This window comes from Candidatus Tisiphia endosymbiont of Ptychoptera albimana, from assembly GCF_964026605.1.
Taxonomy (GTDB): Bacteria; Pseudomonadota; Alphaproteobacteria; order Rickettsiales; family Rickettsiaceae; genus Tisiphia.
In genome coordinates, this window is the sequence record NZ_OZ032164.1 from 190,266 (window position 1) to 210,265 (window position 20,000).

Consider the following 20,000-nt stretch of genomic DNA (forward strand, 5'->3'; position numbering starts at 1 on the left):
ATAATGATACTAAAAAGCCTTGTAATAGCCTTAAAATAATAAATATGGATATCTATGATAAACCACTTGATAAAGTTACTCTTGCTACGAGTTAAAACAATTATTTTTACAATAACCAAAAATTATTAATGCTGAAAAAGAAATGTTACACTTTGCTTTAATACTGAAGAGGATCGGGTAATTTAATGCAAACTCAACTTGACTTGTGCGGTGCTTGATATATCTCTGCTCTTTGAGTAGATACTACTTTCTAATTAAAGCAAAATTTATTATCAAAGGAAAAAATATGCCAGACAAAGCAACAAAATCAATAATTTTAGTTCGTGTTTCAACAAGGGAGCAAGAAGAAGGGTATTCAATTGAAGCTCAAAAATATAGATTAGTAGAATATTGCCAACGTAAAAATCTTGAAGTTATCGAAACTTTTGAAATTATCGAATCTTCAAGCAGAGGTGATCGCAAACAATTTAAAGAGATGATCAAATTTGCTAAAAGCCATAGAGAAACAATTGCTATAGTTGCTGATAAAGTAGATCGAGTACAAAGAAGAATCTCAGAAATTTCATTACTAGAAGAACCAATAAAAGCTGGTAAGATAGAATTACATTTTAGAACAGAAGGTTACATAATAGATAAAGATTCTCAGTCTCATGCAAAGCTAATGTGGGGAATGAACGTATTGATGGCACAATCTTACGTTGATAGTTTAAGTGATAACGTTAAAAGAAGCCTAGATCATAAATTGCGTAAAGGAGAGTGGATAGGACCAGCCCCTCTTGGTTACCTAAATAGTCGAGATGAAAGAGGAAACAGTATAGTAATTCTCGATCCTGTAAGAGGTTCTATCATAAAAAAACTCTTTGAAGAATATGCAACAGGAATGTATACTCTTAGGTCTATGGTAAACATGGCTAAAGAATTAGGCTTAAGAAGTAAAAAGAATTGTCACCTAAATAAAACAGTTATACATCGTTTAATACAACAACCATTTTATTACGGTGAGATGAGAGTAAAAGGAGAGATGTGGTCACATGGTTATCAACCTATTATAACAAGAGAGATTTTTATGGCATGTAAAGATGTACGTTTAGGTTGGAAGAAGAAGCCATTCAAATATGGTGGGAAAGATTTCCTCTTTAGAGGATTAATCACCTGTGCAGTAACTGGCAAAATGGTAACATCTGAAATTCATAGTAAAACATATCCAAACGGTAAAGTGGATGAATGGACATATTTAGCTACTTGGGATCCACATAACCTAGACAAGAAAATATATATAAGGGAAGATGAGGTTTTAAAGCAAATAGAAGAGGTTTTTAAAAGAATAGGTATAAGAGACCCGGAAATGCTAAAAGAGACCCTTGCCTATTTAAAAAATACAAATGAGCTAAAAAAAGATGAGCATGGGCAAGCGACGGCTGCTTTAAAGAAAGAACATACAGAAAATGAAAATAAACTAAATTCATTAATTGATTTAAGATTAAGCAGCGAACTAAGCAAAGAAGAATTCCAAGCAAAGAAACAACAATTAAAAGATCGTCAATATGAAATTGCTCGTTTACTTAAAGTTTATGAGGAAGCAGACGATAAATTTACTGATACGGCTACAATGCTAATAACTCTAGCTTCTGAAGCCTATGAAACCTTCAAAGGTTCTGAAATGCCTCAAAAACGCAAAATGATAAATTTCGTATTTCAGAACCTCAAACTAAGTGGCAAAAAACTTGAGACCTCCCTACGTTTCCCGTTCGATATTTTTGAAAAAACGACAACTTGTACCGAATGGCGGAGAGAGAGGGATTCGAACCCTCGATACGGTTAACCCGTATAACGGTTTAGCAAACCGTCGCCTTCAGCCTCTCGGCCACCTCTCCAAATCATAACATGATTATATTATGAGTCACTTATAGCATTGAATCGTTTATATTTCTATAATTATTTTATATAAGTTCAATAGGGTAATTTAAAAATCACAATCAATAGTTGATGCACATAGTGTATACTAGGGTTCTGATACTGTCTTAAGAGTCAAGGATTAAAATAGGATTAAAGATAGAATTATTTTTAATTACTCCAAAGACAATATGTAATAATTTACGCATAATAGCAACAATAATAACCTTAGTAGGTTTACCCTTACTAGATAGCTTTTGGGTAAATTGTTTAAATATAGGGTTATAATTTTTAGCTACTATAGCAGGAAAGTATAGTGCTTTACGTAGTTTAGCTGAACCAATCTTTGATATAGCACTTTTCCCCTTAACTGATGTACCAGATACTCTATGTTTAGGTGTAAGTCCTGCATAAGCAGCAAACTCCCTAGCACTATTAAAAGAATCTAAATCTAGAGATTCTGCCAATATGGCAACAGCTGTAAGTTTAGCTATACCTAGAATGGTTTGCATGGTATCTATTTTTTGTGTTAGTTTAATATTACTAACAAGTAAGCTATTGTAAGTAAAAAGTATGATATAATAGATATTAGACTTGTATGAATTAGTCGGAGGTAAGAACGACCTCAAGCAAATGTTGATTGCAGAAAAAAATAGGTTTCAATCTCCAAGAGCTGATTTAATCAAGTCTAGTTGTGTTAAAATAATCGAAGTACTAGAAGAGCAAATTGCATCTATTACTAAAGAAATAGATGACTTAATAGCAAAAGATAAACTCTTGCAGGCTAAGAAAGAGACTCTACAAACTATTAGTGGTATAGGCACAGTAGTATCTAATGACCTTATAGCTTTGTTACCTGAACTTGGTACACGTAGTTTAGCTATTGAACCGCAAACAAATAGCATCATTACTAGGTGTTGCACCAAATATCTAATGATAGCGGTAACCTCAGCTCGATATAAGACATAATCGTCTATTTGATCTTATAGCATATAAGTAACATATTATTTGCATCTTAAAAAATAATACAGACTCAATTGATGCACGAACATTTTTTAGTTATTTCATAGATAAAAGACAAGTCTAATTCTTTACTTTCATGAATTCTTACTAATAAATGATCATCAGGTATCATGCACCTTAATTTTGACATTTCTATAATCTAAAAATCGCATTAGTTACCTAGTATTATAACATAATAGCATAATATTATTATTTTTCAAAATGTTTTCTACATTTTTTTTTGTTTATCCTATTATAGGATATGTGAATATAAAGATAAGTAGCTGTCTATTTATACAACAACAAAATGCAAAAATATTCATCTTTTTCAAAAAATATAATAAATTCCTAGTAATATTCTAATTTTTAGTTTAACTTATATATTTAAAATATAAAGTATGTTTTTTTATGGAAGAAGAAATCAATTATTGGGACAACTCAAAGTATGCACCTTGTCAATATGCTACTAGGTTACTGGACAAATTACGTAAGATGAATGAGGAAGTAAACCGCCCAATAGATATTGATGAGGTTAGAAAGGCTATTTATTACGCCAAGAAATATCATGGTAGCCAAATGCGGCAGTCAGGAGAGCCTTATTACTCCCATCCACTAGAGGTGGCTTATATGATTTCTGATTACCTTTATCGCACTGACATTATTGTTACCAGCATACTGCATGACACCATTGAGGATACAGAACTTACCGAAAAGATGATTGCTTATATTTTTGGGGAGCAGGTTGCTAGTCAAGTAGAAGATTTAAGTAGGAACAAACCACATGGTAAGATTAGCTCGGCGGAGATGATGGAATCATTATATAGACAAAAAAAATATGATACCTTAATTATTAAGATATTTGATAGGCTTCACAATATTGAGACTCTAGAAGCTAAGTCTCCGGAAAAAGCGAAGAAGATTATTGAAGAAACTTTAAAGTATTCTTTAATTTTATGTGAAGTAGTAGAGCTACCATGGCTTTGTGATATCCTATACGAGAAATGTTATAAGCACAACATAAGATTGGGAGTTATAAAAAATAAGGCTGATATTTTTACTAAACTATCTCAAGTTATTGCTTCTCCATTTTCTCAAAATAAGACACCCCTATAAAAAAGCCTATGCCCACAGGTACTAGAATTAAAAATAACCCCCAATAACCTAAGTATTCTGTAGTGAATACTAAACCAAACGAGGTTATAAAATAAGTGAGTAATTTGGCTATGGCACTTAACATGCTAGTATATGTAAATCTTTTGAAGATAGGAAAATATTTATAAAATATTGGTGATGCAGGTACATGATCAAACACAAATAAAGCAGCCAAACATTGAAAAATAAAAATATAATTCGAGTTTAGGCTATAGGATAACACCAAGGGAAATAAAATAATTGAAGCAAAAAATAAATAGAGCTTTGCTTTAAGTATCTTTAAAGGATGGATTATATAACTAAGATAAGCTAACATAACTATTCCAAATAAGTCTACTAAAGAGACCCAAAAATTTTGGTTTATAACCTCATTAGGCGAAAAACCACATTTTTGTTTTAATATGTCCCCACAATATATATAAACGAAATAAAAGCAAGGAGGTCTAGCACATTGAATTAAAAAATATGCGATTGAAGTTGAAATTGCCACTGGTTGGTTGATAATTTCTTCATTCAGCTTGTTAAATTCAATTTTATTGTCTATAAACCTATTTTTTAACATTTTTTTCTTATTCATGAATTCATTGGCTTCTTTTAAACTAGTTCTAGCAACAGAACCAATTAACGCAATGCCAGCCCCAACCCAAAAAGCTGTACGCCAGCTGAATGCATTCTGATAAATATGTGTACTAGTAAAAATTGAAGCAACTCCAAGTGCTGCTGTTGTTCCTACAGCTGAAAATACAGTTATTAAGGCAACTAATGAATATTGAATAGGTGGGCTTGAACTTTCAGTTAAATAAATTTCTGCTCCTCGTGCTTCAGCAGTTGCTGCCAAACCTTGTATCATACGACAAGTTACAAGTATCCAAGACGCAGTAATCCCTATTTGAGCATAAGTCGGTACAGTTGCAATAATAACACACGAAATACCCATCAAAAAAGTAGTTATAATTACGACAGTCTTTCTACCTAAATAATCGCCAATATAACCAAACAATAATGCTCCAAAAGGCCTTAATATGTAAGTGGAAGAAAAGGCAGCAGCCGAAAGCAATGAAGTGGTAAAAGGATCATATTTGGGAAAGAATAATTCATTTAGTAATACTGCTAAATGTACATAAAGCATCAGATCAAAATACTCTAGGAACGTCCCTATTGAAAGTAATCCCACAGCTTTTTGTTGTTCTCTTGTTAGACTGGTTTGGGGATAGATAACCCTGCCATCTTCTCGTACAAATTTGCTCATATTAGTGTTTAAACCTTTACTTTATGTTATCAATATTTACCTATATATTATCCAGCCTTTGCTGCCAAATCAGTTTTTGATTGAAAATAATTTTCTCTCTTCTTCTCCAACTTTTCAAAATGCAACAGCCCGTATGCAAACCCCACAATTGTAGGGATCATAATAACCAATAATCCCCAATAGACAAAATGGTTAACAAGATAAGTAAAGCCAAAAGCAGTAATAACATACATCAAAGCTCGAGATATAGCGAATATCATACTAGCATAGGTAAAACGTTTAAATACCGGAAAGTTTTTGTAAAAAATTGGCATAGCAGGACCTAAACAGTCCCCAAATAAAATTATAATAAATTGAATCAAAAATAACTCGTAAGGAGAATGAAGATTATTCAGCCAATACGGACAAAATACTATAAAAACAGAACATATTATGAGTATAATTCTCACGGTTAATAACGGATACACTTTTAAACTTAAACGAGATAATATTAATACTGTCAAAAACTCTATTATACAGATAATAAAATTATGATGAATAACCTCGGATATTGTATAACCAAAGCTAGCTTGTAAAATATTACCACAATATACATAGACAAAATAAAAACATACCGGGGGAACACATCGTAATAAGAAGAAAGCTAGTACTGTTTTTTTATTAACCTTTTCTGTCCAAATAGGATGGTTTTCTAAAGTACTGGTATTTGTATTAGTTTTTGCAAAAACTTTTTTTAGTTGACGTTTAGCATCAACAAATTCTGGTGTTTCTCGTAGCTTCGTTCTTGCAACAGAACCAATCAGTGCAATTACTGCACCTAGCCAAAATGCTATACGCCAATTAAAACCATAAGAAGTAACAAGTGAGGCAACTCCTAAAGCCCCTATCTCTCCTAAAGAAGAGAAAGCCCACATCAATCCCACACCTACATATTGGGCTGGTGGGTTAATCGTTTCAGTTATATAAAGCTGTGCTCCTGTTATTTCTCCCATAGAAGATATGCCTTGCACGATACGGCAGATGGTCAATATCCAAGCTGCCATACTGCCTATCTGAGCATAGGTAGGGAGATTAGCCATAACAAGACAGGATGTAGCCATCATAAAAGTTGTGATAATAACAGTAAATTTACGTCCTATATTATCGCCTAACCAACCAAATATTAACGCACCAACTGGCCGAAAAACAAATGTAGAGCAAAAGGCAAAAGACATCATTAAAGAGGTGGAGTGAGAATCAGTAGGTTCAAAAAATAACTCATTAAGAAACGCTGCCATATGAACATATAACATCAAGTCAAAATATTCTAGGAATGTCCCGATCGACAGCAACCCAACAGCTTGTTTTTGTTCTCTAGTGAGACTGGTTTGGGAATGGATAACCCTGCCATCTTCTCGTACAAATTTGCTCATATTAGTGTTTAAACCCTTACTTTATGTTATTAACATTTACCTAATATATTATCCAGCCTTTGTTGCCAAATCAATTTTTAGTTGAAAGTAATTTTCTCTCTTTTTCTCCAACTTTTCAAAATGTAATAACCCAAATGTGAATCCTATATTTATAGGGATCATAATAATCAATAACCCCCAATTTCCAAAGTATCCAATAAGATAAGTGAATCCAAAAGCACTAATACCATAAACCATTGCACGTGACAGAGCATAAATAAAACTAACACTAGTGAAACGTTTGAACACTGGAAAATTTGAGAAAAAAATGGGAATAGCAGGTCCGATATCATGCCAAAATAAAACAACAAAGGACTGAATTAAAAGTAACTCAAATGGAGAATGAAGATTAGTCAGCAAATATGGATAAAATAAAACAAAAATAGAAAATATTACCAGTTTAATTTTAAGAATTAATAATGGATACACCTTATAACTTATATATGTTGATATCAACAAACCTAAAAACTGTATTATAGAAACAATGAAATTATGATGAATAACTTCGGATGCTGTATAACCAAAGTTAGTCCTGAGAATAGCACCACAATGCACATAGATAAAATAAAAACTTACTGGCAATGCACATTGTAATAAAAAGAGGGCTATAAATGTTTTCTTACTAACCTTTTCTTTCCAAATAGGATTTTTGTCTAAAGTATTGGTATCTGTATTAGTTCGTGCAAATATTGTTTTTATTCGACGTTTAGCATCAGCAAATTCAGGCGTTTCTCGCAAGGTTGTTCTAGCAATAGAACCAATCAACGCTACTATTGCCCCAATCCAAAATGCTATACGCCAGTTAAAACCATAAGAAGTAACGAGTGTTGCAATACCTAAAGCAGCCATACCTCCTAAGGCAGAAAAAGCTACTATTAATTCCACACTTGCATATTGGGCTGGTGGGTTAATCGTTTCCGTTATATAAAGTTCTGCCCCTGTCACCTCTCCCATAGAAGATATACCTTGTATGATACGACAGATGGTTACTATCCAAGAAGCAGTAATCCCTATTTGAGCATAGGTAGGGAGATTAGCCATGACAAGACATGATGCAGCCATCATAAAAGTTGTGATGATAACAGTAGGCTTACGTCCTATATTATCGCCCAACCAACCAAATATTAACGCACCAACCGGTCGAAAAACAAATGTAGTACAAAAGGCAAAAGATGTTATTAAATAGCTTGTATGAGAATCAGTGGTTTCAAAAAAAATCTCATTAAGAAGTACTGCCATATGAACATATAACATAAAGTCAAAAAATTCTAAGAAAGTACCTATAGAAAGTAACCCTATAACTTGTTTTTGTTCTTTAGTGAGATGAGTTTGGGGATGGATAACCCTACCATCTGCTCGTACAAATTTACTCATATTAGTGTTTAAACCCTTAAGTTATATTGTCTAGAGTTGTATATAATTGTGTTAAAAAACCCCTATACCAATTGGCATAGGGGTATGGAATTGATACTACATAATTTCACAACAGACATGAAGCTTAGTACTTCCAGCTAGTGCAATATCTGCTTCCGAGTCAGACGTATCAGGGCAAGTTTCGTACGAAGCATTAAGCTGGGAAGAAGATGCCCCCTCAAATGTGTCAAGTGTAGGATATAAGGAGTATTCTACTACTTCTACAAAGTCAGCATAACCTTTTATTGACCCAGGTAAAATATTTTCTTCAAATGTTGGTTTAGAATAGGATTTTAATATTTTATCAACTAGTTTACCGTAGCCTATAGCTTCTTCATAGGTAATTTTTTTATTTCCTACTTCTCTTGCGTTTTTGTTAATCTGTGCTATACACTTATCTGCTAAATCCTTAGCATCCTTCGGAATAGGCTCATCCCCAACCAATTCAATTGATTTTTTGTCACCTAGTTTAACACCTATCGCCATAGATAAGTAACCTAAGAATTCATCTTTTGTTGTACCAAATCCCTCCCAAAAACTTGATGCCAAATAAAAAGCTGATTCTTTTACCCCTATTGATAAGTACAAAAAGAACTCCCATGCACTATCTTTATTGCTTGATATTGTTAGCCTTTTTAAGTTAGCATTAGTATTATACATCTCAGATTCTTCCGATTTTCTATTTTCATCATACACTTCTTGTAAAGTAATGAACCCCCCATTTTTATTATAGGTATCTGTCAAGTAATTATCTATTGTCTTCTTTTCCCTTGCATTATCAGGTAAATTTACTCTTTTAGTTTTCATAATAACCTCCTAGATTTAATTTATGTGATTATCTACTGCCATGTCCTGCCATCATGGCTTTTCGTCGTTGTGCAAACTTAGCACTAGCACTTTGGGTTTCCCCTTTGGCTTGTGCATGATCTTCATTTACCACTGAGCTAACTTTTGATGCTTGGCTTTGTTTTAAACTTTCTTGGATAGCTTGGGCATATTCTTTAGGATTTCTAGCAACAGGATGCTCGATAGGTTCAGGCTTATTCTCCATCAAAGAATCTTTTGTATTTTGAGGAATTGCAACTAACTGTTCAACGGGATGCTCGATAGGTTCAAGCTTATTCTCCACCGAAGAATCTTTTATGTTTTGAGGAGTTGCAGCTAGTTGTTCAACAGGATGTTCGATAGGTTCAGGCTTACTCTCCACCGAAGAATCTTTTATATTTTGAGGAGTTGCAACTAGTTGCTTAATGGGATGCTCGATAGGTTCAGGCTTATTCTCCATCGAAGAATCTTTTGTATTTTGAGGAGTTGCAACTAGTTGCTTAATGGGATGCTCGATAGGTTCAGGCTTATTCTCCATCGAAGAATCTTTTGTATTTTGAGGAGTTGCAACTAGTTGCTCAACAGGATGCTCGATAGGTTCAGGCTTACTCTCCACCGAAGAATCTTTTATATTTTGAGGAGTCACAACTAATTGCTCAACGGGATGCTCGATAGATTCAGGCTTACTCTCCACCGAAGAATCTTTTGTATTTTGAGGAGTTGCAGCTACTTGTTCAACAGGATGCTCGATAGGTTCAGACCTATTCTCCACCGAAGAATCTTTTATATTTTGAGGAGTTACAACTAGTTGTTCCTGTACTGGATAGTTCGGTTTAGGTAAGCCTAATTTTTCATGACCACCTAATGCCATAATCATTGAATGCAATTCATGATATCCTTGATGTTTTGGATCTTCCTGTCTTGCTTGATCATATTCTTTTGCATGACGTTCATGATGCTTTTTTAACCTTCTTATAGCTAACTCAGGTTGGCTACTATTGACTAATGCAAGAATATCTTTTCTACATTCTTCTCTTTCTTGTTCTTTTGGTGTAAGAACTTTTAAATCTTCTTTAAGTTCTACAATCTTTTGATTATGTACTACATTATCTTGATGTGCTTGACTTCTTACATGTTCAGGAGTACTAGGATGGTTAATTACTGCTTCGTTAACTTTAATTTGACCTTGCCTATACTTGATAGATTTATTAGCTTCATCTTTAATAGCGTAATGCTTTTTCCAACACTGGCTTAATTCTTGTTGTTTCTTTTCAGCTGCTTCTTTTTCTTGTTCACTTGCATATTGCCCCATTAAGTTGGCTTTTTCTTGAGCAGTTAAAGAATTTGGATCATTTGCTGCTTTTTTTACAAGATCATTCTCTTCCTTTGATAGTTCATCAAACCTTTTTTGAAATGTTTTAGATGTATATTCAGCAATATGTTGTTTTAATTCCTCTTCTCGTTTTTCGTTTTCTGCCTTTTCTAAAAGTGCTATGGATTCTTGTAGCTTAGCCTCCTCTGCTGCCTCTCTAATTTTTTCCTCTTGACCGTAAAGCATATACTGTTCAGCACGTTCTTTCCTTTCGTTCACAATAGCTTGTATTGTTTTCAAGCTCTCTAGTATCTTTTCCGGGATGTTACCAGTTAAAAAACTATCTATATCACGACTGAGCCTCTCTAGTTCAGCTGGGTTAGTGGAATGCATTTGGGATTTGATATTATTAATAATATTCTCAAGTTGAGCTGAACCTACCACCTCTTCTTTGCCCATATTCCCGTCATCAGAATCATCAGCCATGTTATTTTTCATTTGTATTAATAAGTTTATTTATATTACCATAATTTAATTAGAATCAATTCTAAAATATTAGTCAACTTATTTTTAATGAAAATTAATTATTTTTCATAATATAAACAATATCCAATATTCTACTCACATAACTATATTAGTTCTGATATTTAACATTCTTTGATCTTAAGCCTATATTTTTACCACTCTCTCTTTTCCCCCTTCTAATTTGTTTATAGAATTGTGATATTGTTACAACCAAGATTTATTATTTCAATTTTCTATATTATTTTTTCTTGCTATCGTTCAACCAAATCATAATATCTATTAGTATTAATAAATATATTAAGGTGAATACAATGATAGGATATCAGCAGGAACAAAAAAGCCTAACTAAAGAGCAAAAATCAGCTGTTGGGTTATTATCGATTGGGACTTTTTTAGAATATTTTGATCTGATGCTTTATGTCCATATGGCGGTATTTCTTAATGAGTTGTTTTTTCCAAAATCTGATCCTCATACTACCGCTCTTTATGCAGCTACAGCTTTCTGTTCTAGCCTTGTTTTTAGACCTGTTGGTGCAGTAATATTTGGATGGTTAGGTGATAATATAGGGCGTAAGACTACCGTTATCATCACGACTTTTATCATGGCTTTATCATGTATTATGATGGCTAATCTCCCTACTTATGCCCAAATAGGTATTACAGCCTCTTGGTTGCTCACCATATGCCGTATACTCCAAGGAATGTCCTCTATGGGAGAGACAGTAGGAGCAGCACTTTATTTAACTGAATCTATAAATCCACCAGCCCAATATCCAGCTGTTTCGTTAGTTTCGGTTTTTGCTACTTTAGGAGCAGTCGCTGCTTTAGGCATAGCATCGTTAGTGACCTCCTATGGATTTAATTGGCGTATAGCCTTTTGGATGGGAGCAGGCGTAGCACTGGTTGGCACAGTAGCTCGAAGGAGTCTTAGAGAAACACCAGAATTTGCTGATGCCAAACGTCAACTAAAAAAAACTTTTGAGCAACCTTCAAATGTTGGTAGCATAGATCTCAAGAAACTAGAAAATAATCCAATATGGCAGGAAAGAGCTAATAAAACAACAATTTTAGCGTTGTTCTTAATGGAATGTATGTGTCCTATATATTTTTATTTTACTTATATTTATTGTGGAAATATGTTAAAAACTTCTTGTGGCTACACTGCTGAACAGGTCATTCATCAAAATTTTATTGTTTCAATATTTGGTTTCTTAACCAGTTTAATATTAGCATATTTAAGTTATAGAATATACCCATTAAAAATTGTAAAAACCTTGTTATTAATATTTGGTGGATTTGTTTTAGCTTGCCCTTATTTATTAAATAATGTTAATAGCTCGTTTGATGTATTTTTAATGCAATTATTCGTTACGTTATTTGTACCTACCGGTCCTGACTTAGGATGGTCAATCTATTATAAACATTTTCCTGTCTTTAAACGGTTTAGCTGTGCTAGTCTTACCTTTGCCATATCTCGTGCCTTGATGTATGTAGTTACCTCTTTTTCAGTTGTTTACTTAACTGAATATTGGCATCATTGGGGGATAATTATTATATTGCTTCCAGTTTGCATAGGTTTTGCATTCGGACTATTTCATTTTGAAAAGTTGGAGAAAGAGGCTGGGAATTATCCACAAAATCCTTATGTAGAGGTATAGATAAATGTTGACAACATAATGCAATAATTCTTTTTGTTACTGTTGGTATTTTTAAATGCATAGATAAAGTTAAAAAATGTATTACAGTTTCTTCTACTATCTTTTTAGCTTTTTCCAGCGATTTAGCTCCTAGAGTTTCTAAATTGTGAATCCGATCAAAAAGTTTAATCAGTGCTACATCATGTTTTTTTTGCTGAATTAATAAATCTAGTGTTTCTGCCGAGCTAATCTTGCCATGAGGCTTGACCCTGGTCAGGTCTTCTACTTGACTAGCCACTTGACTGCCAAAGATGTAAGCAATCATCTTTTCGGTCAGTTGTGTATCCTCAATGGTGTCGTGTAGTAACGCAGTCACAATCATGTCGGTTCTAAACAATCGTGGAATTTCTAAGGCTGTGTACTGGGCAAGCATATACGCCACTTCAATCGGATGTGAATAATACGGCTCGCCGGACTGCCTCATTTGACTGCCATGATATTTTTTAGCATAGTAGATGCCTTTTTTGACTTCATACATGTTTATTGGTTGCTTTACTTTTTCATTTAGCAAAATTAACTCCTTAAGCAACCTCTCAGCATATGCACAATACTGGTATTTTGAATTATCCCAATAGTTATTAACATCTTCCATAAGAAACCATGATATTTTAATTATAAAGTTATAATAAACTAAAATTTTGACTATTTAAAGCATTTACTGCTTTTTATTTTTAAAAAGATGCATATTTTCTAATCTTGTTGTATAAATCACAGTTTACCCGAATTCGCGTTATTGCACAATTTCATAAGGTTAGTAAAAAATATCTTAAGTATCTATTGTCGATGAGTTTTATTTTGAATATAACTAAAAAAGTAATAATATTATTTTTGAATTGTTATTGAATAATTGTGTGATTTAATTATGAGCGAAGAACTTCTGCAACGAGATTTAATCAAGAATCTCCAAAAAATAGGGACTTGGAATTTTTATGATATTGGTGCAACAACTATTAGTGCTTTAAAAAAAGCTGGTATAATAAGAAATATAGATTATGGGGATGTATCAAACAAGAGAGTTGATGCCATATTATAGTGAGTTTAGTGATATAATAACGTAACCTCATGAATCCTAGCAAAAACTGAATAAAAGCTTGAAGAATAATCTATGAAAATATTAATCCTTGGTATAACAGGTATGCTTGGCAATGCCATGTTTAGGTTTATGGCTGAAGATCATAACCTTAATGTTTACGGGACAGCTAGGAATAATGGTGCTTGCCGTTATTTTTCTGAAGAGTCATCTAAACAACTCATTGCCCCAGTAAATATAGAAAATCATGATTCTCTTATTAAATTATTTGCAACAATTCGACCTGATGTGGTAGTAAATTGTATTGGGCTAATTAAACAACTAGAGGATGCAAATGATTACCTACAAGCACTATCAATTAATGCTTTGCTTCCTCATAGACTTAGTATAATATGTCAAGCTATAGGCTCTCGTTTTATACATGTTAGTACAGATTGTGTATTTTCCGGGTCTAAGGGTAACTATACAGAGAGTGATTTTGCAGATGCTAATGATCTCTATGGTCGCTCAAAGTTTTTAGGGGAAGTAAGTTATCCTAACACTATAACACTTCGTACTTCAATTATCGGGCATGAGTTATCAGGAGGTAAGAGTCTCATAGGCTGGTTTCTTGCACAAAAAAAACAAGTTAGAGGATTTGTTCAAGCCGTGTTCTCTGGACTTCCAACTATTGAATTAGCAAGAATAGTTCGTGACATCGTTATACCGCGACCCGATATGTGTGGACTTTATCATGTCGCAGCAAAACCGATCAATAAATATGATTTGTTAAAACTTGTGGCTAGTACTTATAAAAAAACAATCGAAATAATTCCATCTAATGAACTGGTCATTGATCGCTCACTTAATGCCGAGCTTTTTAATAAGGCAACGGGATATGCACCGCCTGAGTGGTCAGAGTTAATTCAACGTATGTATAAATTTCAATAAAAGGTAAGAATGTTTGTTAATAAAATTTTAATGATTACTGGAGGTACGGGGTCATTTGGTAACACAGTGATGAAACGATTACTAGAAAGTGATATTAAAGAAATTCGCATATTCAGTCGGGATGAAAAAAAACAAGAAGATATGAGGATTGCTTTCAATAACCCAAAGCTTAAGTTTTATATTGGGGACGTAAGAAATTATGATAGTATTTACTATGCTATGAAAAATGTTAATTATGTGTTCCATGCTGCAGCCTTGAAGCAAGTTCCATCATGTGAATTTTATCCGATGGAAGCAGTACGGACTAATGTACTGGGAGCTGAAAATATGATGAATGCAGCTATTGCCAATGGTGTTGAGCGGGTTGTGGTACTCAGTACTGATAAGGCGGTATATCCTATCAATGCCATGGGTTTATCAAAAGCAATGATGGAAAAACTGTTAATAGCTAAAGCTCGAATGAGTTCTAAAGGAGATACCGTTCTGTGTTGTACTCGTTATGGTAATGTAATGGCTTCCCGGGGTTCAGTAATACCTCTTTTTGTTAATCAAATTAAAGAGGGGAAACCGCTAACTATTACCGATCCAAATATGACACGTTTCTTAATGTCACTTGAAGATTCTGTAAACTTAGTGTTATATGCCTTTGAACATGGGCAACAAGGTGATATTTTTGTCCAAAAAGCTCCGGCTTCAACAATTGAAGTATTAGCTCATGCTATAAAAGAATTATTTAATGCTAATAATGAAATTCGTTTAATTGGTGTACGTCATGGAGAAAAGATCTATGAATCTTTGATTTCTTGTGAGGAGATGGTCAAAGCTGAAGATTTAGGAAATTATTACAGGATTCCTGCCGATAATCGTGATCTCAATTATTCAAAGTTTTTTGTAGAAGGAGATCTAAACGTTGCTACTCTAAGTGACTATACATCAGCCAATACAGAAAGATTAAATATAGAACAAGTTAAAAAGCTTTTATTAACACTTGACTTCATTAAAGAGCAACTTAATGCTTAAAGTAATGACCATTATTGGTACTCGCCCAGAACTTATTAAAATGTCTAGAGTAATTTCTGAGTTTGATGAGTATACGAACCATATTTTGGTTCATACAGGGCAAAATTTTGATTATGAACTGAATCAGATTTTCTTTGATGATCTTAACATTCGTAAGCCAAATTATTTTTTAGAAGCTGCTGTTAGTGGTAATGCAACACAAACCATTGCACGCATTATTGAAAAAACTGATGAGGTTTTAGAAAAAGAACAACCAAATGCATTATTGCTTTATGGTGATACGAATTCCTGCCTTTCGGTTATCGCAGCCAAAAGACGAAAGATACCAGTTTTTCATATGGAAGCCGGCAACCGTTGTTTTGATCAAAGAGTACCAGAAGAGCTAAATCGTAAAGTAGTTGACCATTTAAGTGATATCAATATAGTTCTGACTGAACATGCCCGTCGTTACCTTATTGCCGAAGGTGTATCGCCAGAGCGAATTATCAAGTCTGGTTCGCATATGCAAGAAGTGTTGGGTTATTTTATGCCTAAAGTACATCTATCAAATGTGCTAGATAAACTAAAACTTCAAGCCCATCAATATTTTTTAGTCAGTATTCATCGTGAAGAGAATGTAGATGTGTCAGCCAATTTACAGGACTTACTTAATACTTTACAGATGTTGGTTAAAGAATATGATATGCCCGTGGTTGTATCAACACATCCTCGTACACGTCAGCTGTTAGAAAAATTAGGTATTAAAGGTTTGGATAAACAAATTCACTTTTTAAAACCATTCGGTTTTCTAGATTACATAAAATTGCAAATGGAGGCTTTTTGCATTTTATCTGATAGTGGTACAATTACTGAGGAAGCTTCTCTTCTTAAATTACCAGCAATTACCATTCGTAATACTCACGAAAGACCTGAGGGTATGGATGAAGGTGTTTTAATAATGAGTGGTCTTAAAGTAGAAAAGGTTCTAGATGCTGTACGCATTGTAACCAAACAACATAGTAAATATAGTCATTTACAAACAATCGTTTCAGATTATAATGCTGGCTTAGTATCTCAAAAAATACTCCGTATCGTTTTGAGCTACGTGGATTATATTAATAGAGTTGTGTGGTTTAAGTGAATTAGTACCACCCTCCTAAATTGAATTGTTAAATGTACATAAAGGTTTGTATGACTAGAATATCTCAGGCTAATTTTCCCTGTAGGTTCTCTCAATCTCAAATGAAAGAGTTTGTACTACTTACGAGCAATAAGATTATTGACAAACTTCATAGAACTCTGTGGAGAAAACGTAATTTTACTAATAAGGATGATAAAATTATTTAGAGAATATAGCTAAGATTTTATGGGTAGTAGTTTAATGAAGATACTGCAAGTGAATGGATACGAATCACCAGGTCGTAGATTTAGTGGATTATCTATAACACCACTTCTCAAAAAATATGGTATTGAATCTCGTCATTTAGTTTGGGATAAGGATACTCAAAATCCAGAAATACTTACTTTTGAAGGATCAATAGCTCGAAAAATTAATCGGGTAATTAATAAAATAGAACGAATTACTTCTTTACAGTCGGTACTGCATTTGAACGTTTCGCAAATGATCAAAATGCCGGTCTTTAAAGAAGCTGATCTTATTCACCTTCATATTATAAGTTCAGGATATTTTTCCATATCAGATTTATCAAAGATTACCAAGCTAAAGCCAACGGTTTGGACTTTACATGATCCTTGGGCTATGACAGGACATTGTATTCATCCGTTTGATTGTAAACGTTGGATGACTGGTTGTGGTAATTGTCCTGACCTGACTAGCCATATGCCACTTGCTAGAGATAATACTAGATTTTTATTTAATTATAAGCGTGCAGCTTACAAGATATCTAATTTCGATATTATTGTAGCCTCAAAATGGATGCAAGATATGGTTAATAATTCACCAATGTTTGAGAATAAACTAGTTCATTTAGTGCCATTTGGATTAGATATAAACTTCTTTTCTGCTGCTGCTTGTCCAAATGCACGAAGGCTATTTGATATTCCTGAAGATACTTTGGTAATATGCTTCCGGGTAGAACAAAATGAGTTTAAAGGAGTACCTTATATTATTCAGGCACTCGAACGTATTAAGTCAAAGCAGCCCATTTGCTTGTTGACTTTGAGTAACGGGGGAGCATTATTACAGCAATTTGCCGACCGATTCCAGCTGGTAAATCTTGGTTGGACTAATGATGAAGAATTAGTGCGGGAGGCATTGGTAGCTGCAGATATTTTTTTAATGCCATCAGTTGCAGAAGCATTTGGTATGATGGCAGTTGAAGCAATGGCCTGCGGTAAACCTGTAATTGTTTTTGAAGGTACTTCATTGCCTGACGTTACTTTTGCTCCAGATGTTGGTTTGGCAGTACCTATGCGTGATGGAGAAGCTTTGTACTTAGCACTACAACACTTAATTGATAATCCGGATGAATGTAAACGGCGAGGACAAAAAGGTAGAATGATGACTGAATTGCATTATGGAGATGAAACCCAAGCTAAAAAGTTAGCTGATATTTATAATATGGTTGTTGCTAAATGAAAATTTTACTTTTAACAGATATGCCTCCTTGTCATAATTTTACTGCAGGATTAGTGCTAGACCGTTTGGTGCGGTTTCTACCGGTTGAACAAATTGCAATTTGCTCAATTGTACATCCCCACCTTAAACCAATCATACCTAAAGAATTAGAGATAATTCCTCACCTTAAATTGATAAAACCTCGGGAAATGGCTCCGAGGAGATTATGGGGCAAAGCAGGTAGATTACTAGCATTTGTCTTTGAGTTAATTCAAGCAATGCGGGTAAAATACTCAATATTACCAAAAATTGTTAATTTTGCAAAACAACAGCAAGTTGACGCATTATGGGTGGTATTGGAAGGACAAACTATTATACGTTTAGCAAAACCTCTTTCTTGTAAGTTAGCATTACCATTATTCACTCAAGTATGGGATCCTTTAGAGTGGTGGTTGCGTGAGAATAATATTGATGCATATACTAGACGACGACTTCTAGCAGAGTTCGATGAGGTCATAAAACATAGTAAGTCATGTGCATCTGCTTCATGGGCAATGTCAAAGACTTATTCGCATAAATACGGTGTGCGTAGTATACCTATAATTGCTAGTTTACCTGATAAATTTGCCAAGATCCCTGCAACAAAACCACATGAGAATAGGAATGAATTTATCATTGCTATAGCAGGACAATTATATGCACAAGATGCATGGCAATGCCTTATTAATACTCTGAATCAAGTTAATTGGTCTATAGCAGGAAGGCGAATTCGTCTTAGAATTCTTGGGGCTTACTTTCAGGTATATACTCAGTCGCCAACCAATTTCGAATATCTAGGATGGCAGTCACAAGAAGAAACCATTAATTTCTTAGAAGATTCAGATCTTCTGTACATGCCGTACTGGTTTTCAGAAGAGTATCGTCTTGAGGCTACCAATAGTTTTCCTGGAAAATTGGTCTCCTATTTTGCCGCTGGTCGTCCTGTTTTTTGTCATGCACCATATTATGCATCACCTACTAGATATATAGCCAAGCATAATGCAGGGATTTTGTGTACATCTATGGATTCTCTAGTTGTTTTGCAAAAACTAGAGCATGCTATCCTAAATACAACTTCATATGCAATAGTTACAAAAAATGCTACTGCTTGTTTTTTGATGGACTTTACTTTAGAGCATATGCAGAAAACATTTTTTGAGTTTTTAGGATTAGATAGTGCATCAAAAAATAACTTAAAGAATAAATTCTCTGAAGTATATGATAAGAATATTTTTGGAGGCTCTGTATCACGTTCTGGCGAAGGGTCTGATCTATTACAGACGGAAATTGTTAGAAACGAGATACCAAAGATTATTAGAAAATTTAAAATTAAAACCTTTCTTGATGCTCCATGTGGTGATTGGTATTGGATGCAAAAGACAGAGCTTGAAGTAAAACAATATATTGGAGTTGATATTGTAGATGCTTTGATAGAAAAAAATAAAGAAGAATTTGGTAATGCTACAAGAATATTTAAAGTTTTGAATCTAACTAAAAACACTTTACCAAGAGCTGATCTTATTTTTTCACGAGATTTACTAGTACACCTAAATTTTGAAGATGCATTTAAAGTAATAGCTAATTTTAAAAAATCAGGTGCTACTTATCTATTAACAACAACATTTGTAAATAGAGGGTTAAATGAGGAGCTTAAAGAAACTTTTTGGCGTGTTTTAAACTTGCAACAACCACCGTTTAATTTTCCAAAACCAATTTTATTAGTGAATGAGGGTTGTACAGAAGATGGGGGTTTATATTCTGATAAAAGCTTAGGACTTTGGTTATTAAAGGATATCTCATTATACCCCAATTCGGGATAAGAATTAGTTAATTCTTATCCCGAATTGCCTTTAATATAAGGAAAAATGCATTCTTAAAACGATTTTGTGAATGCATTTTAAACCT

Annotated in this window: 18 protein-coding genes and 1 tRNA gene; 11 read left to right on the plus strand and 8 right to left on the minus strand. The window is 33.8% G+C overall.

All coding sequences use genetic code 11. The features are described 5' to 3' along the window. The first annotated feature begins 286 nt into the window (after positions 1-286). On the plus strand, positions 287-1,822 hold the full coding sequence (locus tag AAGD36_RS00935; protein WP_341755543.1) for a recombinase family protein: 1,536 nt from the start codon (positions 287-289) through the stop codon (positions 1,820-1,822). Here AAGD36_RS00935 and AAGD36_RS00940 read toward each other — a convergent pair. Together AAGD36_RS00940 and AAGD36_RS00945 are read right to left on the minus strand one after the other, a co-directional pair. Beyond that, a tRNA-Ser gene (locus AAGD36_RS00940) sits at positions 1,784-1,874 on the minus strand. The two genes, AAGD36_RS00935 and AAGD36_RS00940, sit on opposite strands and share 39 nt — an antisense overlap. Positions 1,875-2,021: 147 nt before the next feature. After that, the gene (locus AAGD36_RS00945; RefSeq protein WP_341755544.1) at positions 2,022-2,405 is read right to left on the minus strand and encodes a transposase; all 384 of its coding nucleotides are present in this window, start codon (positions 2,403-2,405) and stop codon (positions 2,022-2,024) included. Positions 2,406-2,487: 82 nt separating this feature from the next. Between AAGD36_RS00945 and AAGD36_RS00950 the strand changes: the two genes are divergently transcribed. Next, positions 2,488-2,862, plus strand: a complete 375-nt coding sequence (locus tag AAGD36_RS00950; protein WP_341755545.1) for a hypothetical protein — start codon at positions 2,488-2,490, stop codon at positions 2,860-2,862. 441 nt (positions 2,863-3,303) lie between these two features. Next, positions 3,304-4,008: an HD domain-containing protein gene (locus AAGD36_RS00955; protein WP_341755546.1), complete on the plus strand. Its 705-nt coding sequence runs from the start codon at positions 3,304-3,306 to the stop codon at positions 4,006-4,008. Here the strand turns inward: AAGD36_RS00955 and AAGD36_RS00960 are convergent. The 5 genes from AAGD36_RS00960 to AAGD36_RS00980 all read right to left on the minus strand — a co-directional run bounded on the left by AAGD36_RS00960 (position 3,968) and on the right by AAGD36_RS00980 (position 10,795). Continuing rightward, positions 3,968-5,296 (minus strand): MFS transporter, encoded by a 1,329-nt coding sequence (locus tag AAGD36_RS00960; RefSeq protein ID WP_341755547.1) that lies wholly within the window; start codon positions 5,294-5,296, stop codon positions 3,968-3,970. The two genes, AAGD36_RS00955 and AAGD36_RS00960, sit on opposite strands and share 41 nt — an antisense overlap. Before the next feature lie 47 nt (positions 5,297-5,343). Further along, complete coding sequence (locus AAGD36_RS00965; RefSeq protein WP_341755548.1) at positions 5,344-6,708, minus strand: MFS transporter; 1,365 nt, start codon at positions 6,706-6,708, stop codon at positions 5,344-5,346. 48 nt (positions 6,709-6,756) lie between these two features. After that, positions 6,757-8,121, minus strand: a complete 1,365-nt coding sequence (locus AAGD36_RS00970) for an MFS transporter (RefSeq protein WP_341755549.1) — start codon at positions 8,119-8,121, stop codon at positions 6,757-6,759. Between the two features lie 96 nt (positions 8,122-8,217). Further along, a complete protein-coding gene (locus AAGD36_RS00975) occupies positions 8,218-8,967 on the minus strand; it encodes a hypothetical protein (RefSeq protein WP_341755550.1) in 750 nt (249 codons plus the stop codon). Between the two features lie 28 nt (positions 8,968-8,995). After that, a complete protein-coding gene (locus tag AAGD36_RS00980; protein ID WP_341755551.1) occupies positions 8,996-10,795 on the minus strand; it encodes a hypothetical protein in 1,800 nt (599 codons plus the stop codon). A gap of 338 nt (positions 10,796-11,133) precedes the next feature. Here AAGD36_RS00980 and AAGD36_RS00985 point away from each other — a divergent pair, with 338 nt between their 5' ends. Beyond that, positions 11,134-12,480 (plus strand): MFS transporter, encoded by a 1,347-nt coding sequence (locus AAGD36_RS00985; protein ID WP_341755552.1) that lies wholly within the window; start codon positions 11,134-11,136, stop codon positions 12,478-12,480. Here the strand turns inward: AAGD36_RS00985 and AAGD36_RS00990 are convergent. Further along, positions 12,374-13,111 carry an HD domain-containing protein gene (locus AAGD36_RS00990; RefSeq protein ID WP_341755553.1) on the minus strand — a complete coding sequence of 246 codons (738 nt, stop codon included), beginning with the start codon at positions 13,109-13,111 and terminating at the stop codon, positions 12,374-12,376. The two genes, AAGD36_RS00985 and AAGD36_RS00990, sit on opposite strands and share 107 nt — an antisense overlap. Positions 13,112-13,381: 270 nt before the next feature. On the opposite strand from AAGD36_RS00990, the gene AAGD36_RS00995 reads away from it, so the two are divergent. The 7 genes from AAGD36_RS00995 (at position 13,382) to AAGD36_RS01025 (ending at position 19,915) form a co-directional block, all read left to right on the plus strand. Then, a complete protein-coding gene (locus AAGD36_RS00995) occupies positions 13,382-13,552 on the plus strand; it encodes a hypothetical protein (RefSeq protein ID WP_341755554.1) in 171 nt (56 codons plus the stop codon). Positions 13,553-13,624: 72 nt separating this feature from the next. Continuing rightward, positions 13,625-14,479 carry a dTDP-4-dehydrorhamnose reductase family protein gene (locus AAGD36_RS01000; protein ID WP_341755555.1) on the plus strand — a complete coding sequence of 285 codons (855 nt, stop codon included), beginning with the start codon at positions 13,625-13,627 and terminating at the stop codon, positions 14,477-14,479. Positions 14,480-14,488: 9 nt separating this feature from the next. Then, positions 14,489-15,499, plus strand: coding sequence for a polysaccharide biosynthesis protein (locus AAGD36_RS01005; RefSeq protein WP_341755556.1), 1,011 nt, complete (start codon positions 14,489-14,491; stop codon positions 15,497-15,499). After that, positions 15,492-16,619, plus strand: a complete 1,128-nt coding sequence (gene wecB / locus AAGD36_RS01010; protein ID WP_341755557.1) for a non-hydrolyzing UDP-N-acetylglucosamine 2-epimerase — start codon at positions 15,492-15,494, stop codon at positions 16,617-16,619. The genes AAGD36_RS01005 and wecB overlap by 8 nt, the downstream gene beginning before the upstream one ends. Before the next feature lie 50 nt (positions 16,620-16,669). Beyond that, the gene (locus tag AAGD36_RS01015) at positions 16,670-16,825 is read left to right on the plus strand and encodes a hypothetical protein (protein WP_341755558.1); all 156 of its coding nucleotides are present in this window, start codon (positions 16,670-16,672) and stop codon (positions 16,823-16,825) included. A 19-nt stretch (positions 16,826-16,844) separates the two neighbouring features. Then, positions 16,845-18,077 carry a glycosyltransferase family 4 protein gene (locus AAGD36_RS01020; protein ID WP_341755559.1) on the plus strand — a complete coding sequence of 411 codons (1,233 nt, stop codon included), beginning with the start codon at positions 16,845-16,847 and terminating at the stop codon, positions 18,075-18,077. Beyond that, positions 18,074-19,915 (plus strand): hypothetical protein, encoded by a 1,842-nt coding sequence (locus AAGD36_RS01025; protein WP_341755560.1) that lies wholly within the window; start codon positions 18,074-18,076, stop codon positions 19,913-19,915. Before AAGD36_RS01020 ends, AAGD36_RS01025 begins: the two co-directional genes overlap by 4 nt. The last annotated feature ends 85 nt before the right edge of the window (positions 19,916-20,000 follow it).

Coding starts and splice junctions, on each gene's coding strand:
- AAGD36_RS00935 (WP_341755543.1), top strand. CDS start 287: ATGCCAGACAAAGCAACAAAATCAATAATTTTAGTTCGTGTTTCAACA.
- AAGD36_RS01025 (WP_341755560.1), top strand. CDS start 18,074: ATGAAAATTTTACTTTTAACAGATATGCCTCCTTGTCATAATTTTACT.
- AAGD36_RS00990 (WP_341755553.1), bottom strand. CDS start 13,111: ATGGAAGATGTTAATAACTATTGGGATAATTCAAAATACCAGTATTGT.
- AAGD36_RS00955 (WP_341755546.1), top strand. CDS start 3,304: ATGGAAGAAGAAATCAATTATTGGGACAACTCAAAGTATGCACCTTGT.
- AAGD36_RS00975 (WP_341755550.1), bottom strand. CDS start 8,967: ATGAAAACTAAAAGAGTAAATTTACCTGATAATGCAAGGGAAAAGAAG.
- AAGD36_RS00960 (WP_341755547.1), bottom strand. CDS start 5,296: ATGAGCAAATTTGTACGAGAAGATGGCAGGGTTATCTATCCCCAAACC.
- AAGD36_RS01000 (WP_341755555.1), top strand. CDS start 13,625: ATGAAAATATTAATCCTTGGTATAACAGGTATGCTTGGCAATGCCATG.
- AAGD36_RS01015 (WP_341755558.1), top strand. CDS start 16,670: ATGACTAGAATATCTCAGGCTAATTTTCCCTGTAGGTTCTCTCAATCT.
- AAGD36_RS00995 (WP_341755554.1), top strand. CDS start 13,382: ATGAGCGAAGAACTTCTGCAACGAGATTTAATCAAGAATCTCCAAAAA.
- AAGD36_RS00980 (WP_341755551.1), bottom strand. CDS start 10,795: ATGAAAAATAACATGGCTGATGATTCTGATGACGGGAATATGGGCAAA.
- AAGD36_RS00945 (WP_341755544.1), bottom strand. CDS start 2,405: ATGCAAACCATTCTAGGTATAGCTAAACTTACAGCTGTTGCCATATTG.
- AAGD36_RS01005 (WP_341755556.1), top strand. CDS start 14,489: ATGTTTGTTAATAAAATTTTAATGATTACTGGAGGTACGGGGTCATTT.
- AAGD36_RS00970 (WP_341755549.1), bottom strand. CDS start 8,121: ATGAGTAAATTTGTACGAGCAGATGGTAGGGTTATCCATCCCCAAACT.
- AAGD36_RS00965 (WP_341755548.1), bottom strand. CDS start 6,708: ATGAGCAAATTTGTACGAGAAGATGGCAGGGTTATCCATTCCCAAACC.
- AAGD36_RS01020 (WP_341755559.1), top strand. CDS start 16,845: ATGGGTAGTAGTTTAATGAAGATACTGCAAGTGAATGGATACGAATCA.
- AAGD36_RS00985 (WP_341755552.1), top strand. CDS start 11,134: ATGATAGGATATCAGCAGGAACAAAAAAGCCTAACTAAAGAGCAAAAA.
- wecB (WP_341755557.1), top strand. CDS start 15,492: ATGCTTAAAGTAATGACCATTATTGGTACTCGCCCAGAACTTATTAAA.